The following is a 14,106-nucleotide window of genomic DNA, read 5'->3' as shown; positions in this document are numbered from 1 at the left end:
GAAAAGAAATGGCAAAAAAAGTGCAAGAAGCCCTACATAGCTCAACGACAGTAGAAGCATACAAGTATAAAGAGGAGAAAAAATAGTGATGAGTGAAAATAAAAAAGGCCCAGGAAGTAGCCTAGCTAACTCCCAAGGCACAAATAAAAGTTCAAACAAATTATATCATGAAAGAAACGAAGAAAGCAAGATGAATATCAGTACAGCTGTGAGCGTGCTGAAAAATGATATCGAAAGATATGATGAGCAAATGAAGATGCATGGAATAATGGGAGGAGATTTATTGGATGAAAATCCGACAATCTCTGCAATGAGAAAAGCAGTTGAAATACTGGAAAATATTAAAATAGTATATCAAAAAACTGTGATTCCAAATGAATTATATAGAGATGGAAACATTGAACATGTAAAGAAAGGCTCTGCTATAGGAATGGCAGATGAGCTGATTAATTATATAGAGTTTAAAGACAGGTATATCTTGGAACTTGATCAAAAAGAAATAGTAGGAAAATTGATGATCGTAGATATGTGTAAAGGAGCAAAAAATGAGTGATAAGACAGGGAAAATGATTCTGATCAAAGATGGAGTAAATATCGACATCTTTGATGATAAAAATATGAGTGATCGAGTGTTGATGTTTGATTATCCAGAAGGAACGAACATGGAGCAGCTGCATGAGTTTTATAAGCTAATAGGAAAAGAATGTGAGATTGTAGAAGCTGTGCATCCAAAGAGACTATACACACTAACAGAAGAACAGTATCCAGTGCTAATGCTTGTAGATGAAGAGTATTTGTATCATAAAACAGCGCAGGTCAATCCGATTGCTTCATATCTGTACGGAACAGATGTTCATGGACATCCAATCAATGGGAACGTTCTGATTATTGGAACGAAAGAAGGGTTAGACGGAATGGAATTCTGTGGAATGAATGAAGAGCAAGCCGTAGAATTACGTGAACGACTAATAACAATTAGACAGCATTTAGAATAAGGAGATCAAGATGAGATTGACGATGAGAAATCATAAATCTTATACATACAGAGCTTCCTTGATTCGCGTGGATAATAACTGCGCGATCGGGGACATTGTGGACAAGCTTGGTAAATATGAGGACATATGTGATGATCCGGAGAGATTGAAAGAAATAGTAAAAGAAAAAAGCATCCCGGAACAGTAAACTGGGATGCTTTTTCAATGCCATATTGTGGATTAAAAACCACAAATATAGTATAGCAAATTAAAAACGAAAAAGCAAGGAAATAAGCGGTTCGAATCCGCTTTTAAGACTCGATAAAAGTATTAAGTTTGAGTAAATACTAATAGATTAAACGAACAGTACAAAGAGGAGAGACAAGATGCCATATTGGATTAGAAGAGTGTACGCGGGCAAGACAGTAGAGATAAAGAAATACTACAGCCGAAAGCATAAACCAAAAGAGAAGAGAGCCAAAACTGGAGAACCAAGTAGACTAGAACAGGAGAATGTAAATATCAGAAGACAAACAGAACAGCTAAGATGGAAATTAAACTGCAACTTCCAAGCAGGAGACATGTTCATAACATTTTCTTACAGAAAGGACGAAAGACCAGACACATACAAAGAGATGTTAAAGCAGAAGGATAAACTGATCAGAGATCTAAGAAAACAGTATAAAAAGATTGGAAAAGAATTTAAGTATGTATATGTGTTGGAAACAGGAGACAAAGGCGCAAGGCACATACACATGGTGATTGAAAGCATTGATACAAAAGCAATAAAAAAATGCTGGGATCGTGGACGAATTCACATCAAGCTTCTTGACGACACAGGGCAATATGGGAAACTAGCATCCTATCTGGTGAAAGAAAAAGGACGTAAAAAAATGGAGAAATACGGGGGTAAGACATACTCCCCCATCTAGGAATTTAAAACAACCACACATCGAGAAAGATGTGATCTGGGAATGTGATTTCTTCAGAGAGGATGCAAAAAGTCCAAAAGGATACTACATAGACAAACGACACGATGAAAACAATGGCGGAGTACGAAAAGGAAGTACAGAAAGAGGATATAAATTTGTAGAGTACATTTTAGTTCAAAATGGATACAGATCCTGGAACATAGACGATGGAGGGTAAAGATGAGCAGAGCAAGAAGACAACAGTACATGCTAAGAACAGAAGCAAGCGAGCAAGAAGCAGTGATCACAATTTGTAAGTTTATGGAGAATCGTTATCCAGAATTGAAACTACTACATCATTGCCCAAACGGAGGGAAACGTGATCGCGTAAGTGCAGCAGTCCTGAAACGACAGGGAGTAAAGGCAGGAGTGCCAGATCTGCACCTTCCAGTGCCAAAAGGACAGTATGCAAGTTTGTACATCGAAATGAAGTACGGAGATGGGAGGCTTCAAAAGGAACAGAAAGAATTCTTAAAACAGGCAGCAGATTATGGAAACTTCGTTGCTGTCTGCTACAGCCAAGAGATCGCGCTAAAAGTGATCGAAGATTATGTAACACTAAAAACAGGAGAGATAATGCCGATTGAGAACAACCAGGTGTTGAAAAGATGGGAGGAAAAGAAATGGCAAAAGTAATAAAGATGGTCGCAGCGTTTGACTATCCGAATACAATGGAAAAAGTATTGCCGATAGAAGAGATTGTAGAAAGAATAACCGAAAAAGGTTACAAAGTAGAAATCGGCAAAATAGACATGATGCTTATGCAAACTGAAGGAAAACGTATTAAAGTTTACGAAGAAACTGAATTGTAGAAAACAGAGGAGAAACAAAATGGAAGCAAGAAAATGTGATGTGTGTGGAGGATTCTTTTTGCCATATATAGCATCAAATAAGATTGGCGGTAAAAGTGATTCATATAACGAGATAATAGTAAAAGAAAAAAGGATGGGATTAAAAAACGCAAATAGATATAAAGAATATGACGTCTGCGGAAAATGCAGCAAAGAATTAAATAAATGGTTAAAAGGAAACAAAGAAAACTAAGATAACAAATAAATAGCCATATTAGGAGGAAAAATCATGAAAGTAGTTGGAGTTGGAAACTTAAAAGGTGGAGTCGGAAAAACAACGACATCAACATCTCTGGCGTATCTGTTAGGAAGATATGGGAAGAAGGTGCTGATGGTAGATGCAGATGCACAAGGAAATGCTTCAGGAACTATGGGGGTATATGATCCGAACGAAAAAGGACTTGCCGGAATATTACTGGAGCAGCAAAGTACAGAAGAAACGATCAGACGCACAAGATATGAGAATGTGGATATTATCCCGGCAAACATGTGGCTGATGCAGGCAAACGCTCAACTGCTCTATAGTATGGAAAACCAGATAGATCGCATTGAAAAAATGCTGAATGATGAATGTATCAACAACAAATATGATTATGTGATCTGTGATTGTGGATTGTTGCTTGATGTAACAGTGCTAAATGTGGTTAAAGCATCGGATTTGTTAATAATTCCGGTCAAAGCAGGAGGTTATGGAATTGATGCGGTTGAAAACATGATTGAGCAGACAAAAGGAATTCATGAAGGGCAGCAGGTCAAGGTCTTAATGACGATGAAAACTGGGAATATAACAAACAAAGATACAGCACAGTGGCTAAGAGATACATATAAAGACAAGATGTTCAAAACAGAAATTAGAAGATCAGTTGTTGCAGAAAAAGCAGAAACAGCAAAAAGACCACTTCCAGAAATGTCAAGAGGAAGCAATGCAGCGAAAGATTACAACAACGTGATCAGAGAAATTATGACAGACGAAGAATGGAATGCAGCACAAGCGTATATCGAATCAAAGCGAAGAAACAAGAAGACTGGAAGATTCCAGAAAGTAGACTAGGAAAGGAGGGAAAAGACATGGCAGGATTTAACGTAATGGACATGCTTAATAAGACAAGCAAAGAAGGAATCGAAGAGAAGCCAAAGGCACGATTCAGAACAAAAGACATAGATATCTATAACATTTACGCAAACGAAGACAACATAAGTGATCAGATCGGCATCGATGAAAAGGCAGCAGAGATCAAACTTCTTGGACTGCTACAGCCATTAGAAGTTATGTATGAGCCTAACCAGAGCGGAGAAGAATACAAGCTGATCGGTGGCGAACGAAGATGGAGAGCATTAAAGAAACTGGTAGAGGAAGAAGATCTCAAGGAATTTAGGGAAGCAACATGCCAGATCAGAAAGCCACGAAGCAAAAATGAAGAGATCATAGAGCTATGCATCTCCAACAGTTACAGAAAAGCAACACCAGAAAAAGAACTGGAAAGAATCAAATTATTGACGGATGCACTGAAAGATGCAAAGGCAGCAGGAGAGAAGATAATGGGCTACGATCTAGAATCTGGAAGACTGAGAGACATAGCAGCAAAGATTCTTGGAAAGAAACCGACACAGATCGCAAATGCAATGAGCATCAACAACAATTTGATTCCGGAACTGAGAGAGCTGTTAGAAAAACAGGAAATCAGCTTTTCGACAGCAGTGGAGATCGCAGGACTGGAAGAAGATGAACAGGAAGAAATATATAGATGGTATCCGGACAAGATCATAACTGTAAAAAAGATAAGAGAATACAAGCAACGCATCCTGGAAGAACAACAAGAAGCAGAGCTAAAGGAAACAAGACAGGAAGCAGAAGCGGACGAAACCGAAGAAGAGGAAGAAACAGAGATTGAAGGACAGATGGAAGAGGAAAGAGATTTTCCGAAATATTGCCCGACAGAACATAGATTTGAATTTGCAATCAAAGCATTTGCAGAAAAAATAAGAGAAGACATAGGAAACACAGCGGTAAACAGCCTATCGGAATTAAGAGAATATTTTATAGCAAGATTCGAAGGCACAACCAGTGAAGGGGCGCTGGTAGATTTGAGATTCTCCGGATGGTGGGAAGTGAAAAATGACAGAGTTAAAATAAGCGATCCATATGACAATGTAATTGTAGACATGACGCTAACAATGGCAGCAAATGTTACATATCAAATACTAAGATCAGAAGAGCAGAAAGAAGAAACAGAACGTGTGGAGATTCCGCAGATGAACAAGGTGGAAGTACCAGGAAGCAAATCAGACGAGCGAAGACACCGCCTAAAGCTTGCAAAGATGTTCTTTGATGCAGTGGACACAGGAAATAAGTCATTCGAACTGCAAAAAAATGATAGAAACTATCAGATCGGAGACGTCCTGGAACTGCACGAGATGAGTGACGGAGAAGAAACAGGAAGAGTAACAGAGAAACAAGTGATCTATATCATGGAAGGGTTTAAAGGCTTGGAAGAAGGATATTGCATCCTGGGACTCTCAGAAGTGGAGGATATATGAACAAAGTAATGCTAATGGGCAGATTAACCAGGAAGCCTGAGATAAGTTGGAATGAAGACGATCTGTGTATAGCAAGATTTACTTTAGCGGTAGACCGCAGATTTAAGCGAGAAGGGCAGCAGGATGCAGACTTTATCGGATGCGTTGCATTTGGTAAAGGGGCAGAATTTGCAGACAAATGGCTGGATCAAGGAATCAAGATCGCACTGGAAGGAAGAATCCAAACAGGGAGCTATACAAAAACAGACGGAACAAAAGTGTACACGACGGAGATCGTGGCAGAAAGTATGGAGTTTGCAGAAAGGAAAGAACAATGATCGAAGGGATAAAGAAGATCAGAGAAGCACTTAGAAAGATAACGACAGGACTAAGGAAAGATGGAACGATTAACGTACATCCAGAATGCGAGAGTTACATAAAAGAAAAGTTAGAAGAAGGAGAAAGGCACACAAATAAAAAAATAGAAGTACCAGGAGAAGCAATAATATTTGCCGACGGAGAAAAAGTCGCAAAATTAACGAACATTAAAAATGTTCAAATGCAGGAAGAAGCAGCAAAAGGCAGCAAGATTGTATATGGGACGATAGAACTAAAAATGCCAAAAGTGTATGAATGGGAAATTGATATAAGCGATATAAAAAGAGAAACAAGAAAGCAAAAGAGAAAGCTGCATAATGCAGGAAACAATAAAAGAAAAATGAATGGACAGCCACTAAAAAGATTTATAGCAAAGCAAAAGGTCCGAAAAAGAAAGGTGTCCGAATCGGACACAATGAAATGATGCACTACTGGTAGTAACCAGATGCAATATACCACAAGTAACTATTAACAAAACGCATAAGAAACAAAGAAGTCATGTATAAGCCATGAGATCTATTAGCCTACTGCCGAAAAGGCAGCAGGCAGAAAGGAGAACAGACAGCTTAATTCTTTACCTGAGAGATTCTTTTAGCAACTATTAACAAAGTTTTATTATACATTATCAAGTTTCTGTTTATTTATAACACAATCATTATTATTTTTTTACAAATCACAAACCACAAACGAAGAATCACAGGGATTTAACATGATTAGACAAAAAGAAAGAACCAGTGATCACGGTTAAATACACTGCATCAGGTGAAGAACTAAGCTGTCTGAGAACAAAATTATGCAATATACAGAAGAATTTAAACGAGGCATCGTAAGAACGCTACTAGCATCAGGGATGACGAGGAGAGAATTTGCAGACAAAACAAAAATAACCTTGATGACATTAAGAAAGTGGGTAAAGCAATATAAAGATGAAGAGATAGAAAAGGTAGACGATAACAATCGAAAAAAATACAGCGAAGAATACAAAAAAAGAATAGTAACTCAAATGTTATTTGATGGAATAACATACAAAACGATGGCAAAGAAAACAGGAATCAGTCCACAAATGCTGGAGTACTGGGATAACAAGTATCGCTATATAATAATCGCCGATCATGAAAAAATGATAAACAAAAGAAGAAAGAAAGTTAAAACAGGAGCAACGTGGCACCGATACGGAGCAGGAGCAGGAAGGTACGAATAGGAGAAAAAATGAAGATAAACGAATATATAAAGGTATTCTATGAGAAAAATGACGACATACGTCCGCTACCATGGATCATGTGCAGAGATGGATTCAGGATGAGTGTACAAGTTGGACACGGAATAAACAGCATCCCGAAGCATATTATTAGCGCTGAAGAATGGAAAAACGGAAAAAGATATATATGTGTAGAATGCGGAGCGCTAAATGCAGAGGAAGAAGCCCTAAAACCATATGCAGAAGATCCGGAAAATTTATTGGAAACAATATATGCATACGTACCAGCAAACCTGGTTGATGTAATTATAAAAATACATGGCGGAATGATGGATGAGGAGGCAAAAAAATAATGGCAACGATTAGAAACAGGTTAGGAAAAATTCATATGTTTACACAAGGACGAGATTTGGGCATACCTAAATACCTTGCAGAAAAAGGATTGGATGTAAATGTAGAATATGTGAGAAACGGAATAGACGACGGGATGCTGGCAATCGAAGCATTCGAAACAAAAGAAGTAGAAAAGGAAGAAGAACATGACAGATTCAGATAAAGAAGTATTATATGCATGGGAAAGGAGATAGTGAAGATCTATGTTAATACAAGCAGAAGATAAAACAATTGTGAATACACAATGTATACGAGATATATGGATTTACAAACATCAGTTAAAAAATAATGAAAATAAATACTATGTTGAATGTGACATGACAGGAGGTATGTCTAAAACTGTTAAGACATGTAATACAAGAGAGGAAGCAGAAAAAGCACTAGAACAAATACTTAGTCAGTACGACAGAGGGCAGAGAGTCATTAAGATCAAGTAATGACAAATCCATATTTAGAAAGAGGTAAATACAATGAACGAAAATAACTTAGGAGGTAGGATTGCTGATTTATTGAAAAAAAGCGGACTGACACAGAGAGAGCTTGCTAACAAAGTTGGTGTTACTGAAGCTTCCATGTCACGATATATCAGCGGAGGCCGAATCCCTAAAGGACCAACTATTTCCAATATAGCAAATGCGTTACACACCACTTCTGATTACTTATTGGGGACAGAAGAAGATATCACGAAGGAACAAAAAACCATTGCCGGAATCGCAGGAGCTGTAAAAGAAGATCGAGAGAAAAGCAAAACGGTAACTGACATCCTGGAAGAAGTGAAGCAGGAGATATGCGATGATTATTGCAAGTATCCAACTATTGTAAATGACAGAGAAGATCTATTTGCGGATGACAGTCCTTGCATGGAATGTCCGTTAAATAAATTATAGGAGGAAAAAAATGAACAAGAGGAATGATGAAGAAAATGCGTGCTTGGTTGTACAGTGCGCAAATTGCGGAAGAATACATGTGTATTTCAGGAAATGGAGAGACGGAGAAAGCTGTTCGCAATGTGGAGGCGGACCACTTCGGATGCTAGGAGTTCCGACTGTACGCGGAAACAAAGAAAACCAAGTAAAAATTAGAGTATCTGTGGAACGTGAAGAATTGGACAGGCTCATGAAAGATATGGATAACGTTAATAAGCTGGCAAATGAAGCTTATGACAAGATAAGGAAATTTGGCAAAATTAAGATTGAATGTTAGGAGGCAAAATGAACAATTTATTAATAAAAGCACTTATTACAGTAATGGTAATAGATGCAGGAATGCATTTTTATTATGCTTATAAAAAGAATGTCTACCAAAGCCTAAGATTTTTAACATTGACGGTATTAATGGCAGTTTCAGTTGGAGCAGCATTAACAAAACAAGAAATAGATAATGTATGGGAAAAAATGACGATAATAGAGCAAAAAATAGAAATGCAAGAGAAAGAAAAGAAGCCGGAAGAATTGAACAAAAGGAGTGATACAAAATGGGGCAGCAAGATTGTCCGTGCCTTAAATGCGATCACGGAGGAGAAAGAGAAAAGCGAGTCGAATGCAGAAGAAAGTGCACAGAGTTTGTTGCATGGAAACTAAGTATGCAGGCGATAAGAGAAAAGAAGAAAGAAGATAAGAATAAATTCTATTCGGAAACGAAACTAAAATATTACAGGCGAAAAGCGATGAGCAAAAAATTTGGACGGAAAAGGTAGCAGATCGTCGACTGGAGGAGATAGGATGCAGAATATAAGACCGGTATCAGAAAAGAAATGGGACATAAGCAATCACGCGTTTTATCAAGCGTATCATTTTGCAATGAGATACAAAGAATTTAAGGACATTCTTAGATACAAAACAAATACTGTTGGTAGTCCAAAATTTGGAGATACGACAGGATCTGGAGTAACAAAGAGTGTAACAGAGGAATTGGCAATCAAAAGAGCATGGGCAAAGAAGAATTGCAAGATGATAGAAGAATCAGCAAAGCAAGCGGATCATCAGCTGTATAAGTACATTCTAAAAGCAGTAACAGAAGAAGGAATAACATACAAGTACCTGAAAACGGTGATGAATATACCAGCCGGAAGGAACTACTTCTATGAAAAGCGAAGAAAGTTCTACTACATCCTATCCAAAAAGTTAGACGACTAAAAATGTAAATTAAAGAAAATAAAGGAAAGAGAGGGACTCACATACAATTCAAAGTGCTATTATAGTAGCATGAATAAAAAAGGGAACGAGAATGTAAGCCATACGGCAGCAGATCTGGTTTCCTTTTTTAATTTACAACATGGAGAATAAGTAATGGAAGATAGAAAAAGTCTGTTAGAGATATTTGGAGTAAAAGAAAGCTATAAACTGTCGGATAAAATATTGGAATATCTGCTATCTGATCAGGCAGCAGATAAGATACAAGAAGTTAAAGATGAAGGATATACAGAAATTCGGGACATCTTCCAGGAAGAGCAAGGAGATAGAAAAAATCTTAAACAGGATTTCACACCAGATTGCATATGCCAGATTGTAGCCGAAATTATGAAAGATGGAGACAATATTGACATGTGTTCAGGCACAGGAGCATTGAGTAAATGGGCGAATAAAACAAGAGGAATAAAAATCAACGAATACGAATATTCGGAAAGAACAATTCCGTTTGCGTTATTGGATGCATGTGTAAATGGAATGACCGGAATGATTAGTAGAGCTGATTGCTTAAGATCACAGATATTTGAAAGCTATGCGCTTGAACAGTGCGGAGAAATATCAATACCAAGACAGGTAGAAAGACAGAATCCAGATCAATATAAAAACATTATTATGAATCCGCCATATTCAATGAAGTTTCCGGATACAGACGATTATGAAATATTAGGCTGGAAGATTCCAAAGAGCAAAGCAGATTTTGGCTTTATATTAAGAGGTGTGCAACATCTAAAGGAAGATGGAAGGCAGATTGCAGTGCTGCCACATGGAATATTATTTAGAGGAGCACAGGAAGGAAAGATAAGAAGATGGTTAATTGAAAACCATATGATCAGCGCAGTGATCGGAGTTCCTGATAAATTGTTCTTGAATACTTCGATTCCAGTTTTTTTGCTAGTGATTGAACATAATTCAAAAGATGTGCTTTTTATAGACGCATCAAAAGAATTTATAAAGAAAGCAGCACAAAACGATATGGAAGAAAAACATATCGAAAAAGTAGTGAATACATTTTTAAACAGGAAAGAGGTTGAAAAATATTCATACATTGCAAGCTATGAAGAGATTGAAGAGAATGATTTTAACCTAAATATCCCAAGATATGTAGACACATTTGAAGAAGAACCACTTCCGGATGTTAGACAGATTTTGAAAGATCTGAAACAAATAGATGAAGAAGAAACAAAAATAAAAGCCGATCTGTATAGCATGTTGAATGATTTGACAGAAAGTAAGGAAGATATGGAAGTTGTAGAGATGCATAAAAACATATTAAAACCAAAGAAACCAGCAAAAGAAGTAATTGGACAGTTATCATTTGAGGGATTGTTATGAATTTAAATACAAGAAAAATAAATATTTATGACATATGTAATGTAGAACGTGCAGTATCTGGGAAAGAGTATAAAGCAGGTACTTGCTTTATAAAGCTGAGTGCGGTAGATGAAAGTGTTGGACAAATTAAGGATAAAGGATTGATAGATCAAAGATATGCAGTGTTTGAACCAAAAGATAAGATCAATACTGATTATATGTTTATTGCAATTGAGAGGTGTTTTCCAAACTTCTTAAGACGATACAGGACAACAATCAATTTACAATTTGGGACATTAAAACACTTCCAAATTTATTGGCATGACAACGAGGATGTGCAGAGATATGTGGTTAATAATATGAGGATGGTTAATGATGAGATACAGCTATTAGAAGAACAGATACGATTAGAGAAAGAACAGAAAAGATGGTATCTGAAAAAGATGATGATTTAATTATGGACCTCTAGCTCAGTAGGTCAGAGCAGTCGGCTCATAACCGATCGGTCCAGGGTTCGAGTCCCTGGAGGTCCAGTAGAAGGAAGTGATACAATGCCAATTTATAAACGATGCAGCAAATGTGGGAAAAGAATTCCATCCGGTACAACATGTGAATGCATTAAGCAGATCAGACGGCAGCAGAAGAAGGAACGAGATAAGGACTACGATCAGCACCGAAGGAACAAGACACGCGCTGCATTCTACAAGACAAAAGCTTGGAGACTGACAAAGGAAGATGTACTCACACATTACATGTATATAGATCTCTATGCATACTATCACGATGGCAAATTCATACCAGCGACAATGGTTCATCACATTGTTCCGATATCGACAGACTATGCGAAGAGACTAGACAGAGGGAATCTTATAGCGCTAAGCGACAAGAGTCATGGGATAGTGCATAAAGCAATGAGAGAAGGAAGAGAAGAAGAGATGATCCGCTTGCTTCTTGAATACAAAGAGAAATGGAAGAAAAAGGAAAATTCAGAGGTGGGAGGGGTGGTCAAATTGTTTTGATCATTCCTATAGACCGCACGCCCTAGATTTCTTTTCACAAAATTCTAAATATAAAATTTGAAAAATGAAAGGAGTGAGAAAATGCCACGCAAACGAAAACCACTTGCAACACAAAAAGGGAATCTGACAGTTGCACAACAGGAAGACAAAAAACTGGAAGAACGACTTGTGCTCACAGGCAAGGAAACCCTAGCAAAACCGCCAACTTGGCTCATTGATGCCAGGGCTAAAAATGAATTTAAAAGACTTGTAAAAGAGTTCGAAAAAATGGAAATTGATGTGATCGGTAACCTGGATGTGAACAACCTGGGGTGCTATTGTAATGCGTTTTCTTACTATATTTCAGTTACAAAACAGCTCAAAAAAGAGAATAAAGTGATTAAAAAACCGACTCAAAATGGCGAAATTTTGGTTAAAAATCCACTGTGTGATCTGCAAAAAATGTATTCAGAGGAGATGAGGAAGTTCGCATCGATGTGTGGACTCACGATAGATTCGAGACTGAAAGCGGCAACGATTGCGAGAGAAGGCATTGATAACGAGATCAATGATGAATTCGGTGACATATGACAGTAAAAAACAGGCTGATCAGGTATGCAACCGACTGCATTAGCGGAAATATAATCTCTTGCAAGAAGCATAAACAGGCATGCAGCAGATTCTTGAGAGATGTGAAAAGGGAAGAAAGTGGGGAAGCCTCTTTTTACTGGGACGACCAGGAAGCACAAAAAATTATCAAATGGTTTAGCTTACTGCGACATTCAAAAGGAGTCCTAGCAGGAAAGCCGATCAAGCTGACAGAATGGCAGCAGTTTCATTTGTGCCAATTGTATGGTTGGAGAAGAAAAGAGGATGGGTATAAGCGGTTTAAGAAAAGTTTTATAGAGGTTGCACGAAAAAACGCAAAGAGCCAGGAAGAAGCAGGCGTTGCATTGTATGAGATTTCTGTGCAGGCAACAAAAAATAAAGAAGTTTATGAATACTATACAGCAGGTGTGAAACGAGATCAGTCTAAGATCGTATTTGAAGAAGCAAAACTGATGCTGAACGGATCGCCATTGAGAAAGAAGTTTAAACTTACAAATAATGCGATCACACATGTAAAAACAGGAAGCTATATAAAAGCATTGTCAAAAGAAGATGGAAAAACTGGAGACGGAACGAACCCAGCCGGGCTGATTGTAGACGAGTACCACCAGCACAAAACAACAGAGTTTCTTGACCTTGGACTTGGATCGAATACAAAAGAATCTTTGTTGATGATCATCACAACAGCTGGAATGGATCTGACGTATCCTTGCTATACACAGGAATACGATTACTGCAGCAAGGTGTTAGATTCTAATATTGATGTTGAAAATGATACATATCTGATTGACATCATGGAAATTGACCAGGGAGATGATATTGGAGATGAAGAAAACTGGAAGAAAGCGAATCCAATCAGAATGTCATATCCGGCCGGGCGAGAAAAAATCCGTGGAGATTACGAGATCGCAAAGGTAATTCCAGAAAAAATGATAGCCTTTTTAACAAAAATGCTGAACATGTGGGTACAGCAGAAGGAAAATGGCTACATGAATATGGAAAAATGGAAGAAATGTGAAGTGAAAAAACTTCCGATCGACATCAAAGGGAAGCCAGTTTATGTTGGCTTCGATATGTCTTCCAAAATTGATTTAACGTCAGTAGCGTTTGTGATTCCGTATAGAAATGGGAAACTGGACCAGACAGGAAGAGAAATCACAGAATACATTGTATTATCTCATTCGTTTATTCCAAACCAAGAAAAACTAATGGAAAGAGTATTCAGGGATAAAGTTCCATATGATGCATGGGAGAGACAAGGATTCATAACAATAACAAATAGCGAAATCGTGGACCAAAACGTAGTAATGGATTACGTTCTTAATTTTTGCAAAGAAAATGAACTGGATATCCAGACATTATGCTTTGATCCGGCAAATGCAAGTAAGATCATGATTGATTTATCGAATGAAGGCTATATTGTTGAAGAAGTTTATCAGAGCCACAAATCCTTGAATGAAGCAACAGAGGGATTCAGGGAAGAAGTGTACATGGGAACTGTATGCTATTTGTATAATCCGGTTTTGAATTACTCAATGAGTAATGCGGTGATTAAAAAAAATAATGGACTGATCAAGATCGATAAGGATGCAACATCCAAGAAGATTGATCCAGTAGATGCGACGCTGTGTGGCTATAAATTAGCAAGGTATCACGAATTTAACAATATCAGACAAGAAGCGTTAGATGAATTTTTAGCAAATGAATGGTAGGAAGA

Annotated in this window: 23 protein-coding genes, 1 tRNA gene and 1 pseudogene; all 25 read left to right on the top strand. The window is 37.6% G+C overall.

Annotated elements, in window-relative coordinates:
• Positions 1-88 precede the first annotated feature (88 nt).
• Positions 89-553, top strand: a complete 465-nt coding sequence (locus tag QUE18_RS11440; RefSeq protein ID WP_009204030.1) for a hypothetical protein — start codon at positions 89-91, stop codon at positions 551-553.
• Positions 546-995 (top strand): hypothetical protein, encoded by a 450-nt coding sequence (locus QUE18_RS11435; protein WP_009204031.1) that lies wholly within the window; start codon positions 546-548, stop codon positions 993-995. Before QUE18_RS11440 ends, QUE18_RS11435 begins: the two co-directional genes overlap by 8 nt.
• Before the next feature lie 10 nt (positions 996-1,005).
• Positions 1,006-1,182, top strand: a complete 177-nt coding sequence (locus tag QUE18_RS11430) for a hypothetical protein (protein ID WP_167541477.1) — start codon at positions 1,006-1,008, stop codon at positions 1,180-1,182.
• A 178-nt stretch (positions 1,183-1,360) separates the two neighbouring features.
• Positions 1,361-1,906 carry a rolling circle replication-associated protein gene (locus tag QUE18_RS11425; protein ID WP_009204033.1) on the top strand — a complete coding sequence of 182 codons (546 nt, stop codon included), beginning with the start codon at positions 1,361-1,363 and terminating at the stop codon, positions 1,904-1,906.
• A 219-nt stretch (positions 1,907-2,125) separates the two neighbouring features.
• Complete coding sequence (locus tag QUE18_RS11420; protein WP_009204035.1) at positions 2,126-2,581, top strand: VRR-NUC domain-containing protein; 456 nt, start codon at positions 2,126-2,128, stop codon at positions 2,579-2,581.
• Positions 2,569-2,757 (top strand): hypothetical protein, encoded by a 189-nt coding sequence (locus tag QUE18_RS11415; RefSeq protein ID WP_015530768.1) that lies wholly within the window; start codon positions 2,569-2,571, stop codon positions 2,755-2,757. The genes QUE18_RS11420 and QUE18_RS11415 overlap by 13 nt, the downstream gene beginning before the upstream one ends.
• Before the next feature lie 19 nt (positions 2,758-2,776).
• Complete coding sequence (locus QUE18_RS11410; protein ID WP_009204037.1) at positions 2,777-2,989, top strand: hypothetical protein; 213 nt, start codon at positions 2,777-2,779, stop codon at positions 2,987-2,989.
• Positions 2,990-3,025: 36 nt separating this feature from the next.
• On the top strand, positions 3,026-3,847 hold the full coding sequence (locus QUE18_RS11405) for a ParA family protein (protein ID WP_009204038.1): 822 nt from the start codon (positions 3,026-3,028) through the stop codon (positions 3,845-3,847).
• Positions 3,848-3,864: 17 nt separating this feature from the next.
• On the top strand, positions 3,865-5,334 hold the full coding sequence (locus QUE18_RS11400; RefSeq protein ID WP_009204039.1) for a ParB/RepB/Spo0J family partition protein: 1,470 nt from the start codon (positions 3,865-3,867) through the stop codon (positions 5,332-5,334).
• Positions 5,331-5,642: pseudogene (locus tag QUE18_RS11395) on the top strand (single-stranded DNA-binding protein); the annotation flags it as partial. The gene QUE18_RS11400 and the pseudogene QUE18_RS11395, both read left to right, overlap by 4 nt.
• 5 nt (positions 5,643-5,647) lie before the next feature.
• Complete coding sequence (locus tag QUE18_RS11390) at positions 5,648-6,115, top strand: hypothetical protein (protein ID WP_009204041.1); 468 nt, start codon at positions 5,648-5,650, stop codon at positions 6,113-6,115.
• Between the two features lie 369 nt (positions 6,116-6,484).
• Entirely contained in the window at positions 6,485-6,892 is a 408-nt protein-coding gene (locus QUE18_RS11385) for a transposase (RefSeq protein ID WP_009204042.1), read from the top strand.
• 8 nt (positions 6,893-6,900) lie between these two features.
• A complete protein-coding gene (locus QUE18_RS11380; protein WP_009204043.1) occupies positions 6,901-7,242 on the top strand; it encodes a hypothetical protein in 342 nt (113 codons plus the stop codon).
• A complete protein-coding gene (locus QUE18_RS11375; RefSeq protein WP_009204044.1) occupies positions 7,242-7,445 on the top strand; it encodes a hypothetical protein in 204 nt (67 codons plus the stop codon). The genes QUE18_RS11380 and QUE18_RS11375 overlap by 1 nt, the downstream gene beginning before the upstream one ends.
• Positions 7,446-7,485: 40 nt before the next feature.
• Positions 7,486-7,719 carry a hypothetical protein gene (locus QUE18_RS11370; protein ID WP_009204045.1) on the top strand — a complete coding sequence of 78 codons (234 nt, stop codon included), beginning with the start codon at positions 7,486-7,488 and terminating at the stop codon, positions 7,717-7,719.
• A 33-nt stretch (positions 7,720-7,752) separates the two neighbouring features.
• Positions 7,753-8,169: a helix-turn-helix domain-containing protein gene (locus QUE18_RS11365; RefSeq protein WP_009204046.1), complete on the top strand. Its 417-nt coding sequence runs from the start codon at positions 7,753-7,755 to the stop codon at positions 8,167-8,169.
• Positions 8,170-8,179: 10 nt separating this feature from the next.
• Positions 8,180-8,485 carry a hypothetical protein gene (locus QUE18_RS11360; protein WP_009204047.1) on the top strand — a complete coding sequence of 102 codons (306 nt, stop codon included), beginning with the start codon at positions 8,180-8,182 and terminating at the stop codon, positions 8,483-8,485.
• Between the two features lie 8 nt (positions 8,486-8,493).
• Complete coding sequence (locus tag QUE18_RS11355) at positions 8,494-8,862, top strand: hypothetical protein (protein WP_154663016.1); 369 nt, start codon at positions 8,494-8,496, stop codon at positions 8,860-8,862.
• 141 nt (positions 8,863-9,003) lie between these two features.
• The gene (locus tag QUE18_RS11350; RefSeq protein ID WP_009204049.1) at positions 9,004-9,417 is read left to right on the top strand and encodes a hypothetical protein; all 414 of its coding nucleotides are present in this window, start codon (positions 9,004-9,006) and stop codon (positions 9,415-9,417) included.
• A gap of 153 nt (positions 9,418-9,570) precedes the next feature.
• Positions 9,571-10,803, top strand: a complete 1,233-nt coding sequence (locus QUE18_RS11345; protein ID WP_009204050.1) for an N-6 DNA methylase — start codon at positions 9,571-9,573, stop codon at positions 10,801-10,803.
• Positions 10,800-11,237 (top strand): restriction endonuclease subunit S domain-containing protein, encoded by a 438-nt coding sequence (locus QUE18_RS11340; protein WP_009204051.1) that lies wholly within the window; start codon positions 10,800-10,802, stop codon positions 11,235-11,237. The genes QUE18_RS11345 and QUE18_RS11340 overlap by 4 nt, the downstream gene beginning before the upstream one ends.
• A 4-nt stretch (positions 11,238-11,241) precedes the next feature.
• Positions 11,242-11,315 (top strand) — tRNA-Ile (locus QUE18_RS11335).
• An 18-nt stretch (positions 11,316-11,333) separates the two neighbouring features.
• Positions 11,334-11,801: a hypothetical protein gene (locus tag QUE18_RS11330; protein ID WP_009204052.1), complete on the top strand. Its 468-nt coding sequence runs from the start codon at positions 11,334-11,336 to the stop codon at positions 11,799-11,801.
• Between the two features lie 81 nt (positions 11,802-11,882).
• The gene (locus QUE18_RS11325; protein ID WP_009204053.1) at positions 11,883-12,371 is read left to right on the top strand and encodes a phage terminase small subunit P27 family; all 489 of its coding nucleotides are present in this window, start codon (positions 11,883-11,885) and stop codon (positions 12,369-12,371) included.
• Positions 12,368-14,101 (top strand): terminase large subunit, encoded by a 1,734-nt coding sequence (locus QUE18_RS11320; protein ID WP_009204054.1) that lies wholly within the window; start codon positions 12,368-12,370, stop codon positions 14,099-14,101. Before QUE18_RS11325 ends, QUE18_RS11320 begins: the two co-directional genes overlap by 4 nt.
• Positions 14,102-14,106: the final 5 nt, after the last annotated feature.

Source organism: Anaerostipes hadrus ATCC 29173 = JCM 17467, from assembly GCF_030296915.1.
Classification (GTDB): Bacteria; Bacillota; Clostridia; order Lachnospirales; family Lachnospiraceae; genus Anaerostipes; species Anaerostipes hadrus.
This window is presented reverse-complemented; position numbering and strand designations above follow the sequence as displayed.